This window comes from Cupriavidus sp. JZ107 (assembly GCF_053903255.1).
In genome coordinates, this window is sequence record NZ_CP096480.1 from 2,108,560 (window position 1) to 2,128,677 (window position 20,118).

The 20,118-nt window shown below is 67.0% G+C and carries 13 protein-coding genes; 7 read left to right on the forward strand and 6 right to left on the reverse strand.

Going from position 1 to position 20,118, the window contains the following annotated elements:
* The first annotated feature begins 50 nt into the window (after positions 1-50).
* Positions 51-1,070 (forward strand): Bug family tripartite tricarboxylate transporter substrate binding protein, encoded by a 1,020-nt coding sequence (locus M1D55_RS09125; RefSeq protein ID WP_006579389.1) that lies wholly within the window; start codon positions 51-53, stop codon positions 1,068-1,070.
* On the opposite strand, the gene M1D55_RS09130 is transcribed toward M1D55_RS09125, so the two are convergent.
* On the reverse strand, positions 1,016-2,764 hold the full coding sequence (locus tag M1D55_RS09130; protein ID WP_456280699.1) for a pentapeptide repeat-containing protein: 1,749 nt from the start codon (positions 2,762-2,764) through the stop codon (positions 1,016-1,018). The two genes, M1D55_RS09125 and M1D55_RS09130, sit on opposite strands and share 55 nt — an antisense overlap.
* A 35-nt stretch (positions 2,765-2,799) precedes the next feature.
* Here M1D55_RS09130 and M1D55_RS09135 point away from each other — a divergent pair, with 35 nt between their 5' ends.
* Positions 2,800-3,480, forward strand: coding sequence for a histidine phosphatase family protein (locus tag M1D55_RS09135; RefSeq protein ID WP_006579386.1), 681 nt, complete (start codon positions 2,800-2,802; stop codon positions 3,478-3,480).
* A gap of 69 nt (positions 3,481-3,549) precedes the next feature.
* Complete coding sequence (locus M1D55_RS09140; protein WP_006579385.1) at positions 3,550-4,419, forward strand: crotonase/enoyl-CoA hydratase family protein; 870 nt, start codon at positions 3,550-3,552, stop codon at positions 4,417-4,419.
* Between the two features lie 20 nt (positions 4,420-4,439).
* On the opposite strand, the gene fusA is transcribed toward M1D55_RS09140, so the two are convergent.
* A complete protein-coding gene (fusA, locus tag M1D55_RS09145) occupies positions 4,440-6,545 on the reverse strand; it encodes an elongation factor G (protein WP_023264071.1) in 2,106 nt (701 codons plus the stop codon).
* A gap of 227 nt (positions 6,546-6,772) precedes the next feature.
* On the opposite strand from fusA, the gene M1D55_RS09150 reads away from it, so the two are divergent.
* On the forward strand, positions 6,773-9,034 hold the full coding sequence (locus M1D55_RS09150; RefSeq protein ID WP_064576819.1) for a mechanosensitive ion channel family protein: 2,262 nt from the start codon (positions 6,773-6,775) through the stop codon (positions 9,032-9,034).
* A gap of 149 nt (positions 9,035-9,183) precedes the next feature.
* Here M1D55_RS09150 and M1D55_RS09155 read toward each other — a convergent pair whose 3' ends face one another.
* The 4 genes from M1D55_RS09155 to M1D55_RS09170 form a co-directional block, all read right to left on the reverse strand.
* Entirely contained in the window at positions 9,184-10,716 is a 1,533-nt protein-coding gene (locus M1D55_RS09155; protein WP_023265246.1) for a SpoVR family protein, read from the reverse strand.
* A gap of 137 nt (positions 10,717-10,853) precedes the next feature.
* The gene (locus M1D55_RS09160; protein WP_006576789.1) at positions 10,854-12,116 is read right to left on the reverse strand and encodes a YeaH/YhbH family protein; all 1,263 of its coding nucleotides are present in this window, start codon (positions 12,114-12,116) and stop codon (positions 10,854-10,856) included.
* Positions 12,117-12,154: 38 nt separating this feature from the next.
* Entirely contained in the window at positions 12,155-14,077 is a 1,923-nt protein-coding gene (locus M1D55_RS09165; RefSeq protein ID WP_006576790.1) for a PrkA family serine protein kinase, read from the reverse strand.
* Between the two features lie 1,121 nt (positions 14,078-15,198).
* Complete coding sequence (locus tag M1D55_RS09170; protein ID WP_064576849.1) at positions 15,199-16,149, reverse strand: SDR family NAD(P)-dependent oxidoreductase; 951 nt, start codon at positions 16,147-16,149, stop codon at positions 15,199-15,201.
* A gap of 148 nt (positions 16,150-16,297) precedes the next feature.
* Here M1D55_RS09170 and M1D55_RS09175 point away from each other — a divergent pair, with 148 nt between their 5' ends.
* The 3 genes from M1D55_RS09175 (at position 16,298) to M1D55_RS09185 (ending at position 19,965) form a co-directional block, all read left to right on the forward strand.
* Positions 16,298-17,200 (forward strand): LysR family transcriptional regulator, encoded by a 903-nt coding sequence (locus M1D55_RS09175; protein WP_006576792.1) that lies wholly within the window; start codon positions 16,298-16,300, stop codon positions 17,198-17,200.
* Positions 17,201-17,341: 141 nt separating this feature from the next.
* Entirely contained in the window at positions 17,342-18,511 is a 1,170-nt protein-coding gene (locus M1D55_RS09180; protein WP_456280700.1) for an acyl-CoA dehydrogenase family protein, read from the forward strand.
* A gap of 74 nt (positions 18,512-18,585) precedes the next feature.
* The gene (locus tag M1D55_RS09185) at positions 18,586-19,965 is read left to right on the forward strand and encodes an MmgE/PrpD family protein (protein WP_456280701.1); all 1,380 of its coding nucleotides are present in this window, start codon (positions 18,586-18,588) and stop codon (positions 19,963-19,965) included.
* Positions 19,966-20,118 lie beyond the last annotated feature (153 nt).

Below are 20,118 nucleotides of genomic sequence, written 5' to 3' on the forward strand. Positions count from 1 at the left end.
CGCCGGGCCGATCGCGGGAACCACACGAACATGACCACGAGGAGACCAGCATGAACCCACGCAGCAAGGCGTCCACCGGCAAGGCGGGCCAACGCAGGACCGCGATGCGCGCCGCCGCCCTGGCAATGCTGTCGCTGGCCGCCTTGCCGCTGCATGCGCAGCAACCCTACCCCAGCAAGCCGATCCGCATCGTCGTGCCTTATCCGGCCGGCGGCTCGACCGACACGCTGGCCCGCACGCTGGGCGACACGCTGAGCCAGCGGCTGGGCCAGCCGGTCGTGGTCGAGAACAAGGGCGGCGCGGGCGGCATCATCGGCACCGACCATGTCGCCAAGTCCGCGCCCGACGGCTACACGCTGCTGATGACGGTGCCCGGCCCGATCACGGCCAATCTGGCGCTGTACAAGAAGCTGCCCTACGATCCGCGCACCGATCTGCAGCCGGTCTCCGATATCGCCACGATGCGTACCGTGCTGGTGGTCAACAGCACGCTGCCGGTCAAGAGCGTCGACGAGTTGTTCGCCTACGCGAAGGCGCATCCCGGCGCCCTGCGGATGGGCTCGTGGGGACCGGGCACGCAGCCGCATACGATCCAGTCGTATCTGGCCAAGACCAAGGGGCTCGATATCCTGCACGTGCCCTACCGCGGTGAAGGGCCGATGGTGTCGGACCTGCTGGCGGGGCAGGTCAATATGACGATCGGCTCGGTGACCGCGCTGAAGCAGCATATCGCCACCGGCAAGCTGCGGGCGCTGGCGGTGATCGGCACGCGGCGGGCCGTCGGCCTGCCCGATGTGCCGACGTTCGCCGAGGCGGGTTATCGCGATGCCGCCTACGAGATCGTCGGGCCGACCACGCTGCTGGCCCCGGCGAAGACGCCGCCGGCCATCGTCGAGCGGCTTGGGCGCGAGGTCAGCGCGCTGGTCCGCAGCGGCCCGGTGGCACGCCGGATCGACGAGATGGGCGCCGAGCCGGTCGGCAATCTGCCGGCCGAGGCGAGCAGCGCCTATCGGGCCTATCTGCCGGTGGTGCTGAAGCTGACCGCCGATACCGGCGTCACACTCGATTGATCGGGGACGACCTTGATGGGGGACGACCGCAGCTCCAGCGTCAACTCCCATGGCAGTTCGCCAAACTTGGCGAAGATCGCGGGATCATACTTGGCAAACATCGCGCGATATCGGTCCGCCAGCTTCAGCAGCACGTCTTCGCACGACTCGGGCAGCGTTCTGGCCAGGCGCTGGCACTGGTGCCTGGCCAGCCTCCGGATACAGTGATCCAGCACGATGTCGGTGCTCTGCTCGCCGGAGTTTCCCCAATACTGGTCGACGTCCTTCAACAACAACTCGGCGAGGGCGTCATTGGTGTCGGAGATGTCCTCGTTTTGCGCGGTCGCGCAATTCAGCGCGTTGACGATCGCCGCCATCAGTTCGCGTCGCCGTTGCGGATCGGACAGCGAGACCACCGTCCACAGCAGATTGCCGTCATGCTGATGCAGCGGCTTGAGCGCGGCCCGGCGGGTGGCGCCGTCGACCAGCGCGTCGGGCGGCAGCACGAAGCCAGCGCCTGTCAGGTCCGCCCCGGACAGCGTCGCGCCGGCCAACGCCATCGCGTAAAGCGTCTGGCCACGCAGGTCCGCACCGCTGAGCGAGGCGTTTTGCAGGCGGGTGCCGGCGAGCTGGGCGCCGGACAGCCTGGCGCCGTCCAGCCTGGCACGACGCAGATCGGCCAGCCGCAGATCGGCATCGCGCAGGTCCGCGCTGCGCAGGTCCGCCTCGACGGCGTCGCAACGGACCAGCACCGCGCCGCGCAGGTCGGCACCGCCCAGATCGAGCGGCCCCAGGTTGCTGTCGCGCAGGTTGCGCGCACGCAGGTCGGAACCCGGACCGAACAAACGCTGCGCGACTTCGGGGCACAGTCGACGCAGCTCGGTGTCAGGCGGCATGGGCGGCCGGCTGTGCGACGCCTCGCCGGTGCGCTCCGATGCGCCATCGGGTTCGGCCTGGGGCCGCTGAGCGTAACGCAGCAGTTGGGCGCGGCGCCGGCGCCCGGCCTGGCGGCTCTCTGCCGACAGGCCGTCATGATCGAGAGCCGGCGGCAGCCAGCCCTTGATGTAGAGCGGGACCACGCGCGGCCGCGCGCAATCCCGGCTGCCGTCGGCGCTGCCGCCCTTGCCCCCTTCGTTGCCGCCATCGGTCTCGACGCGCAGCGCCCAATGCTTGACGAAGCGGCGCACCCGCGATTCCCACAGCACCGCGTCGCCGCCCAGGCGCAGGCACCGCATCAACCGCGCGAAGCGCTGGCGGTGTGTCATCTGCCACAGCGGAGCGGTCTTGATCTTCCAGCCGGAATCCGATCGGCACAGGCGAAACCGATGGCCCTGTACCTCGATCAGTTCGCCACGCACGAGCGCCGCGCTGATCGCCGGTCCGCCATCCGGCGATTCCAGTGCCGCGCTGAAGGCGGTGCAGTCGGGATACGCCAAGGTGTGATACGTACGCATCGTCATGACCTCTTGATGTCGTGATGCTGATGTCGGGGTGCTGATGTCTGGATTGCCTGAGGAATGCCCGCCGGCGGGCAGGCGCCAAGGTAACCGCGTATGGCGACGCCATTTGCGTAACGTGCCGGCGGCTTTCGAAAATTTGCGACGCGCAAGGCGCGCCGGCCGCGACAATGCAGCGCGGCCATGACCGGTATGCAGCGTGTCACGCTTGCTTGGCCGGCACTCGGAGCGCGCCCTACAATCGAGCGCGACGGCCATCGCTGGCCCCTCTCCCAACCTTCCGCTCTCCCTCTATGGCAACGCTATTTCTCGTGCGCCACGGCCAGGCCTCCTTCGGCGCTGCCAATTACGACTGCCTGTCGGCACAGGGCCGGCAGCAATCGCGCTGGCTCGGCGAATATTTCGTCGAGCGCGGGGTGCGCTTCCGCCGCGTGATCGCCGGCTCCCTGGTGCGCCAGCAGGACACCGCCAGCGAGATCCTGGCGGCGATGGGCGAGGCTGGTGCCGGGCTGACGCTCGAAACCCATCCGGGCTTCAACGAGTACGACGGCGAGGCGCTGTACTGCGCCCACACCGGCGGCGCCGACCATCGCGCGCATCAGAACGGCGACTACGCGGACTACTGGCGCACCTTCCGCGCGGCGTTCGCGGCCTGGACCGCCGGCACGCTGACCGGCATGCCGGAGAGCTGGGACGAATTCGGCAAACGCATCGCCGCCGGGCTGGCGCACGGCGCCGAGGGTTCGGCCCGCGAGGATGCGATCCTGGTGGTCAGTTCGGGCGGCGCGATCGGCCGCGCGGTGGCCGACATGCTGCACGCGCCCGCGCAGACGGCGATCGAACTGAACCTGCAGTTCCGCAATACCGCCTTCTGCGAAATCATCTGCGGCCGCAATACGCAGCGGCTGCTCAGCTTCAACAACGTGCCGCATCTGGAGCGCGCGGACCGGCGCGGCGCGATCACCTTCGCCTGAGCGAGCCGGCGCCGGGCGCCGGCATCGCCATCGACGTTTCCCGCATCGACCGACCACCTCGGAGCCCTCATGAACCCCTCACCGTTCGAAACGCTGCGCTACGCCGTCGCCGACGGCATCGCGACCATCACGCTGCACCGGCCGGAACAGATGAATACGTTCAACGCGCAGATGATGCAGGAGCTGATCGCCGCCTTCGACGCGACCGACGCCGACGATGCGGTGCGGGCGGTCGTGGTGACGGGCGCGGGGCGCGCGTTCTGCGCCGGCGCCGATCTGTCGTCGGGCGGCTCGACCTTCGATTTCGAGAAGCGCTATGGCGCGCCGGCCGACACGCCGCACCGCGACGGCGGCGGGCGCGTCGCGCTGCGGATCTACCGCAGCCTGAAGCCGGTGATCGGGGCGATCAACGGCGCGGCGGTCGGCATCGGCGTGACGATGCAGCTGCCGATGGATATCCGGCTGGCGTCGACCGCGGCCAAGTTCGGTTTCGTGTTCTCGCGCCGCGGCATCACGCCGGAGGCCGCGTCGTCGTGGTTCCTGTCGCGCGTGGTCGGCATCTCGACCGCGCTGGAGTGGTGCTACACCGGCCGCGTGTTCCCGGCCCAGGAGGCGCTGGAGCGCGGCCTGGTGCGGTCGCTGCATGAACCGGACGACCTGCTGCCGGCAGCCTACGCGCTGGCGCGCGAGATCGCCGACAACGCCGCGCCGGTGTCGGTCGCGATCTCGCGGCAGATGATCTGGCGGATGGCCGGCGCCGCGCATCCGATGGAAGCGCACAAGCTCGACAGCCGCGCGATCCAGTCGCGCGGCCGCTCGCCGGACGCGAAGGAAGGCGTCGAGGCCTTCCTGCAGAAGCGGCCGGCGGCGTTCCCGCAGACCGTGTCGCGCGACATGCCGGACTTCTTCGACTGGCAGGGCGAGCCGCCCTTCGTTTGAGGACGGCCGTCGCCTGACGACTATTGCCGGCGCGCGTTGACCACCGCGTCGGCGACGTTGGCCGGCGCCTCGGCGTAGTGCTTGAACTCCATCGTGTAGGTCGCGCGGCCCTGGGTCAGCGACCGCAGCGAGGTCGAGTAGCCGAACATCTCCGCCAGCGGCACCTCGGCGCGCACCAGCTTGCCGCCGCCGCCCGCGATCTCGTCCATGCCGTGCACGATGCCGCGCCGCGACGACAGATCGCCCATCACGTTGCCGGTGAACTCCTCCGGCGTCTCGACCTCGACCGCCATCATCGGCTCGAGCAGCACCGGACGCGCGCGGCGCATGCCGTCCTTGAAGGCCATCGAGCCAGCCATCCGGTAGGCGTTCTCGTTCGAATCGACCTCGTGATACGAGCCGAACACCAGCGTGACCTTGACGTCCACCACCGGGAAGCCGGCCAGCACGCCGGCGTTCAGCGTCTCCTGGATGCCCTTGTCGACCGCCGGAATGAACTCGCGCGGAATCACGCCGCCCTTGATCGCATCGACGAATTCGTAGCCCTTGCCCTGCGGCTGCGGCTCCAGGTCGATCACCACGTGGCCGTACTGGCCACGGCCGCCGGACTGCTTGACGAACTTGCCCTCGACGCCCTTGATCGGCTGGCGGATCGTCTCGCGATAGGCGACCTGCGGCTTGCCGACGGTCGCTTCCACGCCGAACTCGCGCTTCATCCGGTCGACCAGGATTTCCAGGTGCAGCTCGCCCATGCCGGAGATGATGGTCTGGCCCGATTCCTCGTCGGTCTTGACGCGGAACGACGGGTCCTCCTGCGCCAGGCGGTTCAGCGCCACGCCCATCTTCTCCTGGTCCGCCTTGGTCTTGGGCTCGACCGCCTGCGAGATCACGGGCTCGGGGAAGGTCATCCGCTCGAGGATGATCACGTTGGCGGGGTCGCACAGCGTGTCGCCGGTGGTCGCCTCCTTCAGGCCCACGGCCGCGGCGATGTCGCCGGCGCGCACCTCCTTGATCTCGTTGCGCGTGTTCGCATGCATCTGCAGGATCCGGCCCAGGCGTTCGCGCTTGCCCTTGACCGGGTTGTAGACGGTATCGCCCGAATTGACCACGCCGGAGTAGACGCGGAAGAAGATCAGCTGGCCGACGAACGGGTCGGTCATGATCTTGAAGGCCAGCGCGGAGAACGGTTCGTCGTCGCTCGGGTGGCGCTCGGCATCGCGGTCGTCCTCGGTATGGCCGCGGATCGCCGGCACGTCGGCGGGCGACGGCAGATAGTCGACCACCGCGTCGAGCATCGCCTGCACGCCCTTGTTCTTGAAGGCGCTGCCGCACAGCATCGGCACGATCTCGTTGGCGATGGTGCGCTGGCGCAGGCCGGCCTTGATCTCGTCCTCGCTCAGGGCCTCGCCGCCCAGGTATTTCTCCAGCAGCGACTCGTTGGCCTCGGCCGCCGCCTCGACCATCCGCTCGCGCCACAGCTGCGCGGTATCGACCAGCTCGGCCGGGATCTCGCGGTATTCGAAGCGCACGCCCTGGCTGGCCTCGTCCCAGACGATGGCCTGCATGCGCACCAGGTCGATGACGCCGAGGAAATGATCCTCGGCACCGATCGGAATCTGCACCGGCACGGCGGCGCCCTTCAGACGCTCGGCGATCTGCTCGCGCACGCGGAAGAAGTCCGCGCCGACGCGGTCCATCTTGTTGACGAAGGCCAGCCGCGGCACGCCGTATTTGTTGGCCTGGCGCCAGACCGTTTCCGATTGCGGCTGCACCCCGCCGACCGCGTCGTAGACCATCACGGCGCCGTCGAGCACGCGCATCGAGCGCTCGACCTCGATCGTGAAATCGACGTGTCCGGGGGTGTCGATGATGTTGATCCGGTGCTCGGGATACTTGCCGGCCATGCCCTTCCAGAACACCGTGGTGGCGGCCGACGTGATGGTGATGCCGCGCTCCTGCTCCTGCTCCATCCAGTCCATGGTGGCGGCGCCCTCGTGCACCTCGCCGAGCTTGTGGCTGACGCCCGTGTAGAACAGGATGCGTTCGGTCGTGGTCGTCTTGCCGGCGTCGATATGCGCACTGATGCCGATGTTGCGATAGCGCTCGATGGGAGTTTTGCGGGCCACGACAATCTCCTGAGTTAGGGGCCTGAGTAGAACCTGAAGAAAAAGGGGTCGGAGAAAAGAGGGAAATTAGAGTAGCACTATCGGCGAACTTGCGTGCAACGCCGAATCGGCGCCCGGAGCGTCAGACGTTGACGGGTCGCCCCGCACTTGGGCATCGGTTACAGTGCGCCCATGACGGCCCTCCTGGCGGGGGGCCGAGGACCGGTTTCGACGAGGCTCCCGCGACGATGAAACTGCGATGTCATCTGCCATGGCTGGCGCTGATCTGGCTCTGCGCGATCGGCGCCATGCCCCTCGCCGGTGCGGCCGCGCCATTGGGCAAGCCTGCCGCCCATGCCGCTGCCGGGACCTCGACCTCGGAGGCCGCGGCCAGCGTGCCGCTGGCGCAATCGCTCGATCAGGTCATCGAGACACTGCAGAACGACCAGCAGCGCGCCGCGCTGGTCGGCCAGCTGCGCGCGGTCCGCGACGGGCTCGGGGCGTCGGCGCCGGCTGCGGCGGCAGCGTCGGAGGCCGAGGCCGGCGGGCTGGTCGGTGCGCTGGCCGAAGCGGTCGAGCAGGTCGACGACCGGCTTGGCAAGGATCAGGGGCCGTGGCGCTACTGGAGCTGGCGCCTGCGCTTCGCCGGCGAGGAATGGCAGCAGGCGCTGACCGACCGCGGGAGGGGCAGCGTCATGCGATCGGCGCAGCTGTTCGCCGCGGTGCTGGCGGGCTGGGCCATCGGCGGCTGGCTGCTGCACGAACTGGCGCGGCGCGTGCGCGGACGGCTGATGCGGCCGGTCGATCGGGTCCAGCTACCGACGGTGCCGTCGTGGACCGACGTCGGCATCTTCATGCTGCGACGGGTCGGCCCGTGGGCAATCGCGTTCGGCATGGCGATCTGGATCGTGCGCGCGCTGGCGCTGCATCTGGTGCCGGCCGGCGTCGCGGCGCTGACGCTGGCCTATGCGCTGGTCGCCGGCGCGGTGCTGTCGGCGGTATCGCAGACGCTGTTCGCGGTCTTCAATACCGCGCACCGGCGCCGCGCGGTCCACGACCTGCACCGGCACTCGCGCACGGTGTTGTTCGCGATCGGCGCGCTGGCGGCGCTTGGCGACGCCGCGACCAATGCGCGCGTGGTCGCAGCGCTCGGCATCAACCTGTCCGCGGTGACCGCCAATCTGTCCAACATCGCCGCGGCGCTGCTGATGGCCTGGTTCTGCCTGCGTTTTCGCCGGCAGATCGGCCATCTGATCGCCAACCGCCCGCTCGCCTTTCGCCAGGCCCATCCGGCCATCACCGATGTGTTGCGGCTGGCCGGCGGCACCTGGCATCTGCCGGTGCTGGCGGTGGTATGCGCGTCGGTGGTCGGCACGCTGCTCGCCGCCGGCCACGCGGACGACTATCTGGGCCGGACCATCCTGACGGTGGCGCTGCTGGTCGCCGCGCTGGCGCTGACGGTGGTGACCGGACGCTCGCCGCAGGCGACCCAGCACGGTCCGCGGCAACGCTGGCAGCGGCGCTCGGCCTATCTGGCGCGCTTCGGCCGCTTCGCGGTGGCGCTGCTGCGGCTGGCGATCTGGCTCGGCTTTCTGGAGCTGACGAGCCGCGTCTGGGGCAATTCGCTGCTGCATCTGATGCATTCGACCGCGCTGGGCCGCCGTTTCGCCGACGCGGTATTCGGCGCGCTGGCGGCGGTGCTGCTGTCGTGGCTGTTCTGGCTGGTCATCGACACCGCGATCACGCAGGCGCTGTCGCCCGGACATGGGCGCGGGCAGCCGCCCAGCATGCGGGCTCGCACCATCCTGCCGCTGCTGCGCAACGCGGTATTCGTTGCGCTGCTGGTGATGGCGCTGATCGCGGTGCTGGCCAATCTCGGCGTCAACGTGACGCCGCTGATCGCCGGCGCCGGCGTGGTCGGCCTGGCCATCGGCTTCGGCGCGCAGACGCTGGTGCAGGACCTGATCACGGGGCTCTTCATCGTGGTCGAGGACTCGATCGCGATCGGCGACGTGGTCGAGCTGCCCGACCACAGCGGCACCGTCGAAGGGATGACGATCCGCACGATCAAGCTGCGCGACGGCAAGGGGGCGCTGCATGTGCTGCCGTACAGCCAGATCAAGGCGATCAAGAACCTGTCGCGCGGCCATGCCTTCGCGGTGTTCAATATCGGCCTGCGCTACGACAGCGATCTGGACCGCGCCATGGCGCTGATCCGCGAGGCCGGCGACGAGATCGCGCAGGACATCCGCTTCACGCATCGGCTGCTGTCGGGGCTCGACATCCTCGGGCTGGACCGCTTCGATCCGTCGGGCCCGGTCGTGCTGGCCCAGTTCAAGACGTTGCCGCTGGCGCAGTTCGAAATCACGCGGGCGTTCAACGCGACGCTGAAGCAGAAGTTCGACGCGGCCGGCATCCGCATGGCGTCCCCTTACATGACGCTGCAGCTCGATGGCGGCGGCGCGGCCGAGGTCAAGCCGCTGATCGAGGGCGGCGCGGGGGCAGCATAGCGTCCACGGCATCGGCGTGCCGCTTCGCCAAACGAAAAGGGCGGAGATTTCAGCGCTGAAATCTCCGCCCTTGCCTTGCTTGCCGGACTACCCCGGTCCCCGTCCCGCTGGCGGGATCGGACCCGAATCATCGTATCGTTATCGTCCGCTCAGGCCGCCTTGCGATGGTGCTTGCGCTCGGGCCGGCATTCGTACTTGATCTCGTGCCGCCCGTCCTCGTAGACCACCTCGAGCCGCACGGTGAAGCCCCATAGCCGGGTGACATGGCGCACCACCTCCTCGAAGTTCTGCGCCAGCGGCCGGCGGTCGCTCTGCAGATGGCGCAGGGTCAGCGAGCGGTCGCCGCCGACGTCGACGTTGGTGACCTGGATGTTCGGCTCGATATTGGACAGGTCGTACTGGCTGGCCAGCAGCTGCCGGATGCGCCGATAGCCCTCGTCGTCGTGGATCGCGGTCACGCGCAGCTTGCTTTCGCGGTCGTCGTCCAGCACCGAGAACAGCTTGAGCTCGCGGATCACGCGCGGCGACAGGAACTGCAGCAGGAAGCTCTCGTCCTTGAAGTTGCGCATCGCGAAGTCCAGCGTCTTGCGCCAGTCGCTGCCCGCAATTTCCGGCGCCCAGCGGTAATCCTCGTCGTCCGGGTGCTCGCACATGCGGCGCAGGTCCTGGAACATCAGGAAGCCGAGCGTGTAGGGATTGAGGCCGCTGTAGTAAGGGCTGTGGTACGGCGGCTGGTAGATGACGTTGGTATGCGCCTGCAGCAGCTCCATCATGAAGGCATCGTTGACCAGTCCCTGCTCGTACAGCTCGTGCAGGATTGTGTAGTGCCAGAATGTGGCCCAGCCCTCGTTCATGACCTTGGTCTGCCGCTGCGGGTAGAAGTACTGCGCGATCTTGCGCACGATGCGGACGATCTCGCGCTGCCAGGGCTGCAGCTTCGGGGCGTTCTTCTCGATGAAGTACAGCAGGTTCTCCTGCGGCTCCGGCGGGAAGGTGGCCTCGGTCTCTGGCGGTTCGTCCTCGGTCACCAGCGCGTGGGAACGGTGCTTCGGCAGGGTGCGCCACAGATCGTTGACCTGCATCTGCAGATAGTTCTCGCGCTCGGCCTGGCGCGCCTGCTCCTCGGTGATCGACAGCTTCTTCGGCCGCTTGTAGCGGTCCACGCCGTAGTTCTGCAGCGCATGGCAGGAGTCGAGCAGCAGTTCGACCTCCTGCTCGCCGTAACGCTGCTCGCATTCGGCCACGTAGTTCTTCGCGAACAGCAGGTAGTCGACGATGGCGTCCGCGTTGGTCCAGGTGCGGAACAGGTAGTTGCCCTTGAAGAAGGAGTTGTGGCCATAGCAGGCATGCGCGATCGTCAGCGCCTGCATCGGCATCGTGTTCTCCTCCATCAGATAGGCGATGCAGGGGTTCGAGTTGATCACGATCTCGTATGCCAAGCCCATGTGGCCGCGCTGGTAGCTGCGCTCGGAAGCCAGGAAATGCTTGCCGTACGACCAATGGCTGTAGCCGACCGGCAGGCCCGCGGACGCATAGGCGTCGAGCATCTGCTCGGCGGTGATGATCTCGATCTGGTTGGGATAGGTATCGAGGCCGAAATCGGCCGCGATGCGCGCGATTTCCCGGTCGTACCGCTGGATCAGTTCGAAGGTCCACTCCGAACCGGTAGAGAGGTATGCCATGTCCCACCCCCATGTCGGCGGATCGCCATCGCGGCTCCGCCGGTTAGCCAAGGCCTGTCCGGTGCGGTGCCCTTGCATGGACCCCATGCCGGGCACCGGTACGCCAGGGTGTCAACGCATCGGCGCCCGGTGTCCGGTCAGGCCGCCTTCTTCTGAAACAGGTCGTGCAGCACAGGATAGATCTCGTCCGCGCCGATGATCCGCTGCATCGCGAAGTTCTCGTGCGCGCTCTTGACCGTCATGTACTCTTCCCACAGGTTCTGCGGCTCCTCGGACGCGACCTCGACATAGGCGTAGTACTGCACCAGCGGCAGGATCGATTCGCGCAGCAGCCGGCCGCACAGCTCCGAGTCGCCGGCCCAGTTGTCGCCATCCGACGCCTGCGCGCAGTAGATGTTCCACTGGCTGGCCGGGTAGCGGTTGTGGATCACGTCCACCATCAGCTTCAGCGCGCTCGACACCACCGTGCCGCCCGATTCGCGCGAATGGAAGAAATCTTCCTCGTCGACTTCCTTGGCGACCGTATGGTGGCGAATGAAGACGACGTCGATGCGTTCGTAGTTCCGCTTCAGGAACAGGTACAGCAGCATGAAGAAGCGCTTGGCCAGGTCCTTGCGGCTCTCGTCCATCGACCCCGACACGTCCATCAGGCAGAACATCACCGCCTGCGCCTGCGGACGCTTCTTCAGCACGCGGTTGTTGTAGCGCAGGTCGAGCTTCTCGATGAAGGGCACGCGATCGATGCAGGCGCGCAGATGGCGCATCTCCTTCATCATCTCCTGCGCGCGGGCCGTATAGGGACCCTCTTCCTCGAGCACCTCGCTGTACTGCTGCTCGAGCGCCTGCAGGCGCCGCTGGTAAGGCCCGGACAGCGCGATGCGCCGGCCGAGCGAGCTGCGCATCGTGCGCAGCACCGACAGGTTCGAGGGCGTGCCGTCGATCGAAAAGCCGGCGCGCACCTTGCGCACCTCGGCGATCTTGGCCAGGTGGCGCTTGGCCATGTCCGGCAGCGCCATGTCCTCGAAGAAGAAATTCAGGAAGTCCTCGCGCGAGAGCGTGAAGACGAAATCGTCCTCGCCCTCGCCCGAGTCGCTCGCCCGCGAGCCGGTTCCGCCCGCTCCTTGCTGCTGGCGGTCGAAACTGTCTCCGCGGACGAACTTCTTGTTGCCGGGGTGGATCCACTCGCGCTTGCCACCCTGGCCATGGTGGAAGATCGGCTCGGAGATGTCCTTGACCGGAATGGACACCTGCCCGCTCTGCTCGATGTCCATGATCTTCCGGCCGGACACCGCCTTCGCTACGGCTTGCCGAATCTGCTCGCGGTAACGCTTGATGAAACGCTGCTTGTTGACCGCACTCTTGTTGCCGCCATTCTCCCGCCGATCGATGACCGTGGCCATATTGGTTGCCCTCGTTCAGAGGCCCCGTGCAGGCGCCGTTACGATGATTTTCGAACGCGCAAGTACCACTCCACCAGCAGCCGGACCTGCTTGGGCGTATAGCCCTTCTCGACCATGCGGTTGACGAAGTTCTCGTGTTTCTCCTGGTCCTCGCGCGAGGACTTGGCGTTGAAGGAAATGACCGGCAGCAGGTCCTCCGTGGTGGAGAACATCCGCTTCTCGATCACCATGCGCAGCTTCTCGTAGCTGGTCCAGTTCGGGTTCTTGCCGCCGTTGTTGGCCCGCGCCCGCAGCACGAAGTTGACGATCTCGTTGCGGAAGTCCTTCGGGTTCGAGATACCCGCGGGCTTTTCCACCTTCTCCAGCTCGTCGTTCAGCGCGTTGCGATCGAGGATCTCGCCGGTGTTGGGATCGCGGTACTCCTGGTCCTGGATCCACAGGTCGGCGAACACCACGTAGCGATCGAAGATGTTCTGGCCATACTCGGAATACGACTCCAGATAGGCGGTCTGGATCTCCTTGCCGATGAACTCGACGAACGGCGTCGTCAGGTATTCCTTGATGTACGACAGCAGCTTCGCTTCCTGCTCCGGCGGGAACTGCTCGCGCTCGATCTGCTGCTCGAGCACGTACAGCAGGTGCACCGGATTGGCCGCGACCTCGGTGTTGTCGAAGTTGAAGACCTTGGACAGCACCTTGAACGCGAAGCGCGTCGACAGCCCGCTCATGCCCTCGTCGATGCCGGCATAGTCGCGGTACTCCTGGTAAGACTTCGCCTTCGGGTCGACGTCCTTCAGGCTTTCGCCGTCGTAGACCCGCATCTTCGAGAAGATGTTCGAGTTCTCCGGTTCCTTGATCCGCGTCAGCACCGCGAACTGCGCCATCATCTTCAGCGTGTTCGGCGCGCATGGCGCGGCCGACAGCGAGCTGCTGCGCAGCAGCTTGTCGTAGATCTTGACCTCGTCGGACACGCGCAGGCAGTACGGCACCTTGACGATGTAGATCCGGTCGAGGAAGGCCTCGTTGTTCTTGTCGGCCTTGAACGATTGCCATTCGGCCTCGTTCGAGTGGGCCAGGATCACGCCGTCGAACGGAATCGCGCCGAAGCCTTCGGTGCCCTTGTAGTTGCCTTCCTGCGTCGCGGTCAGCAGCGGGTGCAGGACCTTGATCGGCGCCTTGAACATCTCGACGAACTCGAGCAGGCCGCGGTTGGCCAGGCACAGGCCGCCGGAGTACGAGTACGCGTCCGGGTCGTCCTGCGGATAGTCTTCGAGCTTGCGGATATCGACCTTGCCGACCAGCGAGGAGATGTCCTGGTTGTTCTCGTCGCCCGGCTCGGTCTTCGCGATCGCGATCTGCGACAGCACCGAGGGCCGCAGCTTGACCACGCGGAAGCGCGTGATGTCGCCGTTGAACTCGTGCAGGCGCTTGACCGCCCATGGCGAGGCGATCGTGTTCAGATAGCGGACCGGGATGCCATAGTCCTCCTCCAGAATCTTGCCGTCTTCCTCGGGCGAGAACAGTCCGAGCGGCGATTCATGGATGGGCGAGCCCTTCAGCGCGTAGATGGGGATCTGTTCCATCAACGACTTGAGCTTCTCGGCGAGCGAGGACTTGCCGCCGCCGGGAGGCCCGAGCAGGTAGAGGATCTGCTTGCGTTCCTCGAGACCCTGCGCGGCATGCTTGAAGAACGAGACGATCTGCTCGATCGTGTCCTCCATGCCGTAGAACTCGCGGAACGCCGGATAGATCTTGATGACCTTGTTGAAGAACAGGCGCGACAGTCGCGGGTCGTGGTGCGTGTCTACCAGCTCTGGCTGCCCGATCGCGGCGAGCATGCGCTCGGCCGCGGTCGCATAGGCAGTAGGGTCTTTCTTACAGATCTCCAGGTACTCCTGGATGCTGTATTCCTCTTCCTTGCGAGCTTCGAAGCGCGTGGCGTAGTGGCCGAAAATGTCCATACCTCACTCCCGTCAGAGTCTCGTCCGAGGCGAACACAGTCCGTCTGCAGGTAGGTACCCTGCCTCATTCCACGTATCAGCCTTTGAATACCGCCACCCCGGCTTGGCGGAAGACTGACCATGTTGCGAAGTCTTTACTTCATCATAGTCAAATAACGCCCAGGGGGAAGAGCTTGTTGACGCGCATTGCGCACTCGCAACGGCGCTGTCCTGCTCGTGAAAACTGCGTCCTGGCTGCGTGCGACTGAGCGGCACGCTGACCGGTTCGCACTGGGCGGTGCGACCATGTTCTGGGACACACCTTACACCTTTCCCTTTGGTGCTGCACTGACCCGTTTGTAACGATTGCTTCCGACGAGCATCGTCGACATACCGGGACTGCAAAACCTTGGAACGGGTGGGGTCGTACGTTGGCACATCCTGCATCGTTGCTGCTGCCAATGCCTCGCGCGCAACGTCGCACGACACGCTGTGGTCGTGTTCGCGGTGCGCGAGACCGGCATTGAAGCGGGGATCGAAACGGGATGAAAACGCAGCGCCGCGACATCGCGCATCGCGCTGCGGAAAAGCAGGGTTAACCCATCGGCCCGGGCGTGGGCCTGCTGTCGGCCCGGGTGTGGCGAAGCATCGTTCGCCGGTTGTCTCCATGCACCGTCGAGGCAATCGCGTCTCCCCTTTGGAATCGTGGCGCGCACCGTGCGGGTGCGTGCCCATTGGAATGCCGAAACCGCTACAGGTTCCAGCCTGCATTCGACCGCGTCGATCGCATCGCTGTCTCCCCGTCGCGGTTGCCCGCGCGGCGGCATCCGTCGGCCACCGTTGGCAGTACACCAGCAAGTTGCGGGCCACATGCGGCGCGCGAGTCGAATGGTCGGCGAAGGATCGGGGGACGAACGGCGGTCGTCGATGGCGATCGTCGACGGCGGTCGGCGACGATCAGGGGAAACCGCAATGCGCGGCGACTTGCGCGTCGGCGACAATCGATCGAACAGAATCGAGGAAGAGGCCGAACGCCGGAGGGAGAAGAGCGGGACAGAGGGACAGTGAAAGCGCCGGGCGTCAGCACCCGGCGGGCCGTGCTGCCAGTGCTGCCAGCGCGGCGGCACCGGCAGTGGCGAAATTCAGATCGGATCCCAGTTGATGACGTCGGGCGAGCGCTCCAGCGGATGGAAGCTGTTGCGCATTGCGGGGATCGCGATCTCGGCGATCGACTCCGGCGTCCACCCTTCGCTGGCGTGCACCGATCGCACCGGCCGCGGCTGGCTCATCAGCATGATCTCGTTGGCGCGCACCGCGAAGATCTGCGCATTGACCTCGCGCGCCGCCTCGCTGGCGAGGAACACGGCCATCGGCGCGACCTTGCCGGCTTCCATCTTCTGCAGCTTGGCCACGCGCGCCTGCTCCTCGGGCGTCTCCGACGGAATCGAGCTGGTCATCCGGCTCCAGGCGAACGGTGCGATGCAATTCGAGCGCACGTTGAAGCGGGCCATGTCCAGCGCGATCGATTTGGACAGCGCGGCGATGCCGAGCTTGGCCGCCGCGTAGTTGGCCTGGCCGAAGTTGCCGATCAGGCCGGAGGTCGACGTCATATGGACATAGGCCCCGCTCTGCTGGTCCTTGAAGTAAGGGGCGGCCGCGCGGCTGACGAAGAAGGTACCGTGCAGATGCACGTCGATCACCGCGCGCCATTCCTCCTCGTTCATCTTGAAGAACATGCGGTCGCGCAGATTGCCGGCGTTGTTGATCACGGCGTCGATGCGGCCGAACCGGTCCAGCGCGCACTGGACGATCGCGTTGGCGCCCTGCCAGCTCGACACGCTGTCGGTGTTGGCCACCGCCTCGCCGCCGGCGGCCCGGATCTCCTGGACCACGCGCTGCGCCGGTCCCGCATCGCCGCCCTCGCCGCTCAGCGATACGCCGATATCGTTGACCACCACGCGCGCGCCCGCGGCGGCCAGCGCCAGCGCGATGCCGCGGCCGATGCCGCCCCCCGCGCCGGTCACCACCGCGACCTTGCCAGCCATCGTGCCTGCCGTCCTGGCTGCCGCCGATCCTTCCACCTTCGCCGTCATCATCGGTCTCCTGTCCCACCTACGAGGTTCTATTGAAGCGGCATATACGATAAATTGCCGGCAGCGAAAGGGGAATTCGCCAATCCCAAAAGACGCCTTCCACCGGCCGAAACCCTTCGTTCGATCCCGCCAAACCCATCACGACACGATGCATTACGACCTGACCGACCTGCGCCTGTTTCTGAACGTAGGGGAAACCCATAACCTGACGCGGGCGGCCGAACGCAGCTTCCTGTCGCTGCCGGCGGCGAGCACCCGGATCAAGCAGCTGGAGGAAGCGTTCCAGACGCAGCTGCTGATCCGCCAGGTCAAGGGCGTGCGCCTGACGCCGGCGGGCGACGCGCTGCTGCGCCATGCGCGCGAGGTCTTTCGCGAGCTCGAATGCCTGCATGCCGATCTGCGCCCCTACGCCAAGGGCGTCAAGGGCAAGGTCCGGCTGCTGGCCAACACCACCGCGACCAACTCGTTCCTCGCCAGCGCGCTGTCGCGCTTCCTGTCGGAGAACCCGGACGTCGACATCGAACTGGAGGAGCACCTGTCGCAGGAGATCGTCTCGGCGATCGGCGCCGGCGCGGCGGACCTTGGCATCGTCGCCGGCGAGGTCGCCACCGAGGATCTCGACGTGATGCAGCTGTGCAGCGACGAGCTGATCGTGATCGCGCCGGTCAACCACCCGCTGCCGCAGTTCAAGCGGCTGCATTTCGCCGATCTGCTCGACACCTGCCGCTTCGTCGGCCTGAACCAGTTCAGCGCGATCCAATCCTTCCTCGACCGCATCGCCAGCGGCATGGGCAAGCGCATCAGCCTGCGCATCCAGGTCGGCAGCTTCGACGCGGTCTGCCGCATGGTCGAGGCGGGCGCCGGCATCGCGATCGTGCCCAACAGCTGCGCGCGCCGCTACGCCAGCCGCAAGGTGCTGCGCTTCATCACGCTGGAGGACGACTGGGCACGGCGCGAGCTGCGCCTGGTGCGCCGGCCCGGCCGGGAACTGCCGCAGTTCGCCGAGACGCTGGTCCACTACCTGATCGACGCGGCGCGCGAGCCCGTCTGAGCCGTCGCCGCCGCCACGGTGCCGCCGGGGAGCCGAGGTAAGGCGCGCCCTAAGCCGCTCTTTGGCAAATGCGAATGTCGGTGCGCGGCGGGCTCGGGAATAATGGCCGCATTCCCGTGATTCCCCGCGAAGGGCCCCCCGATGACGATCGACCAGGCGCGCGATGCGCATTACCCCGAAATCCGCGAAGCGGTGCGCGATCTGTGCGCCGGCTTCGATTCCGCCTATTGGCAGCGCGTCGAGCAACAGGACGCCTTTCCCGAAGAGTTCGTCCAGGCGCTGACGCAGGCCGGCTGGCTGTCGGCGCTGATTCCGGAGACCTATGGCGGTTCGGGCCTGCCGCTGACGGCCGCCTCCGTGATCATGGAAGAGATCAATCGCAGCGGCGGCAATTCCGGCGCCTGCCACGGCCAGATGTACGTGATGGGCTGCCTGCTGCGGCACGGCTCCGAGGCGCAGAAACAGCGCTGGCTGCCCGGCATCGCCGCGGGCGAGCTGCGCATGCAATCGATGGCGGTGACCGAGCCGACCACCGGCACCGACACCACCAAGCTGAAGACCACCGCGGTGCGCCAGGGCGACCGCTACGTCGTCAATGGCCAGAAGGTCTGGATCTCGCGCGTGCAGCATTCGGACCTGATGCTGCTGCTGGCGCGCACCACGCCGCTGGACCAGGTCAAGCGCAAGTCGGAAGGGTTGTCGGTATTCGTGGTCGACCTGCGCGAGGCGATCGGCAACGGCCTGACGGTCCAGCCGATCCGCAACATGGTCAATCACGAGACCAACGAGCTGTTCTTCGACAACCTGGAGATCCCGGCCGAGAACCTGATCGGCGAGGAAGGCAAGGGCCTGAAGTACATCCTCGACGGGCTGAACGCCGAGCGGATCCTGATCGCGGCCGAATGTATCGGCGACGGCTACTGGTTCGTCGAGCGCGCCAGCCACTATGCGCGCGAGCGCGTCGTGTTCGATCGCCCGATCGGCCAGAACCAGGGCATCCAGTTCCCGATCGCGCGCTCCTACGTCAACGTCGAGGCCGCCAGCCTGATGCGCTACCGGGCCGCGGAGCTGTTCGACGCCGGCCAGCCCTGCGGCAAGGAGGCCAACATGGCCAAGCTGTTGGCCGCCGACGCCTCGTGGGAAGCGGCCAACGTCTGCCTGCAGACCCACGGTGGCTTCGGCTTTGCCGCCGAATACGACATCGAGCGCAAGTTCCGCGAGACGCGTCTGTACCAGGTCGCACCCATCTCGACCAATCTGATCCTGTCCTATGTGGCCGAGCACGTGCTGGGCCTGCCGCGGTCCTTCTAGGCCCGCAGCTTTCTGACGGTCGTTCCGCCGTTCCTGCCGCTCCCTGCCGCGCCAACCCGAACCACGCCAAGCCGATGCCCAGCTCCACAAGCTCCTATCCCACGCGCGAACTCTGCGAGTTCCTTGCCCGCTTCACGCTGTCGGACGTGCCGCCGTCCGTGGTCGAACGCACCAAGGACCTGTTCCTCGACTGGATCGCCTCGGCCCTCGCCGGCAAGGACGCCCCGGCGGTCCGCCGCCTGCAGGAATTCGCCGTGGCGATGGGCCCGCAGCAGGGCCCATCCGAGGTACTGGTCGATCGCCGCCGCACCTCGCCGTGGTTCGCCGCGCTGGTCAACGCCGCCGCCTCGCATGTGGTCGAGCAGGACGACGTGCACAACGGCTCGGTGCTGCATCCGGCCGCGGTGGTGTTTCCCGCGGTGCTGGCCGCGGCCCAGGCCGAGGGCAGCAGCGGGGCGCAGCTGCTGACCGCGGCGATCGCCGGCTACGAGGCCGGCATCCGCATCGGCGAATTCATGGGCCGCTCGCACTATCGCGTGTTCCATACCACCGGCACGGTCGGCACGCTGGCCGCCGCGGCCGCGGTCGCCAAGCTGTACGGGCTCGATGCCGAGGGCATCAACCAGGCGCTGGGCTCGGCCGGCACCCAGGCCGCGGGCCTGTGGGAATTCCTGCGCGACGCCGCCGATTCGAAGCAGCTGCATACCGCCAAGGCGGCCGCCGACGGCCTGATGTCGGCGCATCTGGCGCGGGCCGGCTTCACCGGCGCGCGCCGCATCCTGGAGGGGGCGCAAGGCATGGCGGCCGGCATGTCCAGCGACGCCGATCCGGCGCGGCTGACCAATGGCCTGGGCACGCGCTGGGCCACCGCCGAGACGTCGTTCAAGTTCTTCGCCTCGTGCCGGCACACCCACCCGGCCGCCGACGCGCTGAAAGCGCTGATGCAGCGGGAGCGCGTCGAGCCCGAGCAGATCGCCAGCGTGACCGCGCACGTGCATCAGGGCGCGATCGATGTGCTCGGTCCCGTGGTCGATCCGGTCACGATTCATCAGGCCAAGTTCTCGATGGGCACGGTGCTCGGGCTGGTCGCCTGGCATGGCCACGCCGGCCTGGGCGAGTTCGAACAGCACGCGCTGCGCGATGCGCGCGTGGCGGCCTTCCGCCAGAAGGTCGCGATGGCGCTCGACGCCGAGATCAACGCCGCCTATCCGCGCCAGTGGATCGGCCGCGTCACCGTGACGACCACCGACGGCCGCACGCTGGAAGCACGCGTGGATGTACCCAAGGGCGATCCGGACAACACGCTGAGCCGGCCCGAGCTCGAAGCCAAGGCGCTGCAACTGGCGGCCTTCCGCCAGGGCGCCAGCGAGGCGGAGATGCGCACGATCATCGCGCGCGTCTGGGCGCTCGAACACACGGACAGCATGGCGGACTGGTTGCCGGCCGCGGCCTGAACTCCTACGCTCGCAGAGACGGACGCGAAGACTGCCGTCCCTGCCGTTCCCACCACCCTGAGAGGATTCCCGTGGACCACCAATTGACGGCCGATCCGGCCCACGCCGATACCAACACCAAAACCAGAACGAGAACCAATACCAGCACGGACA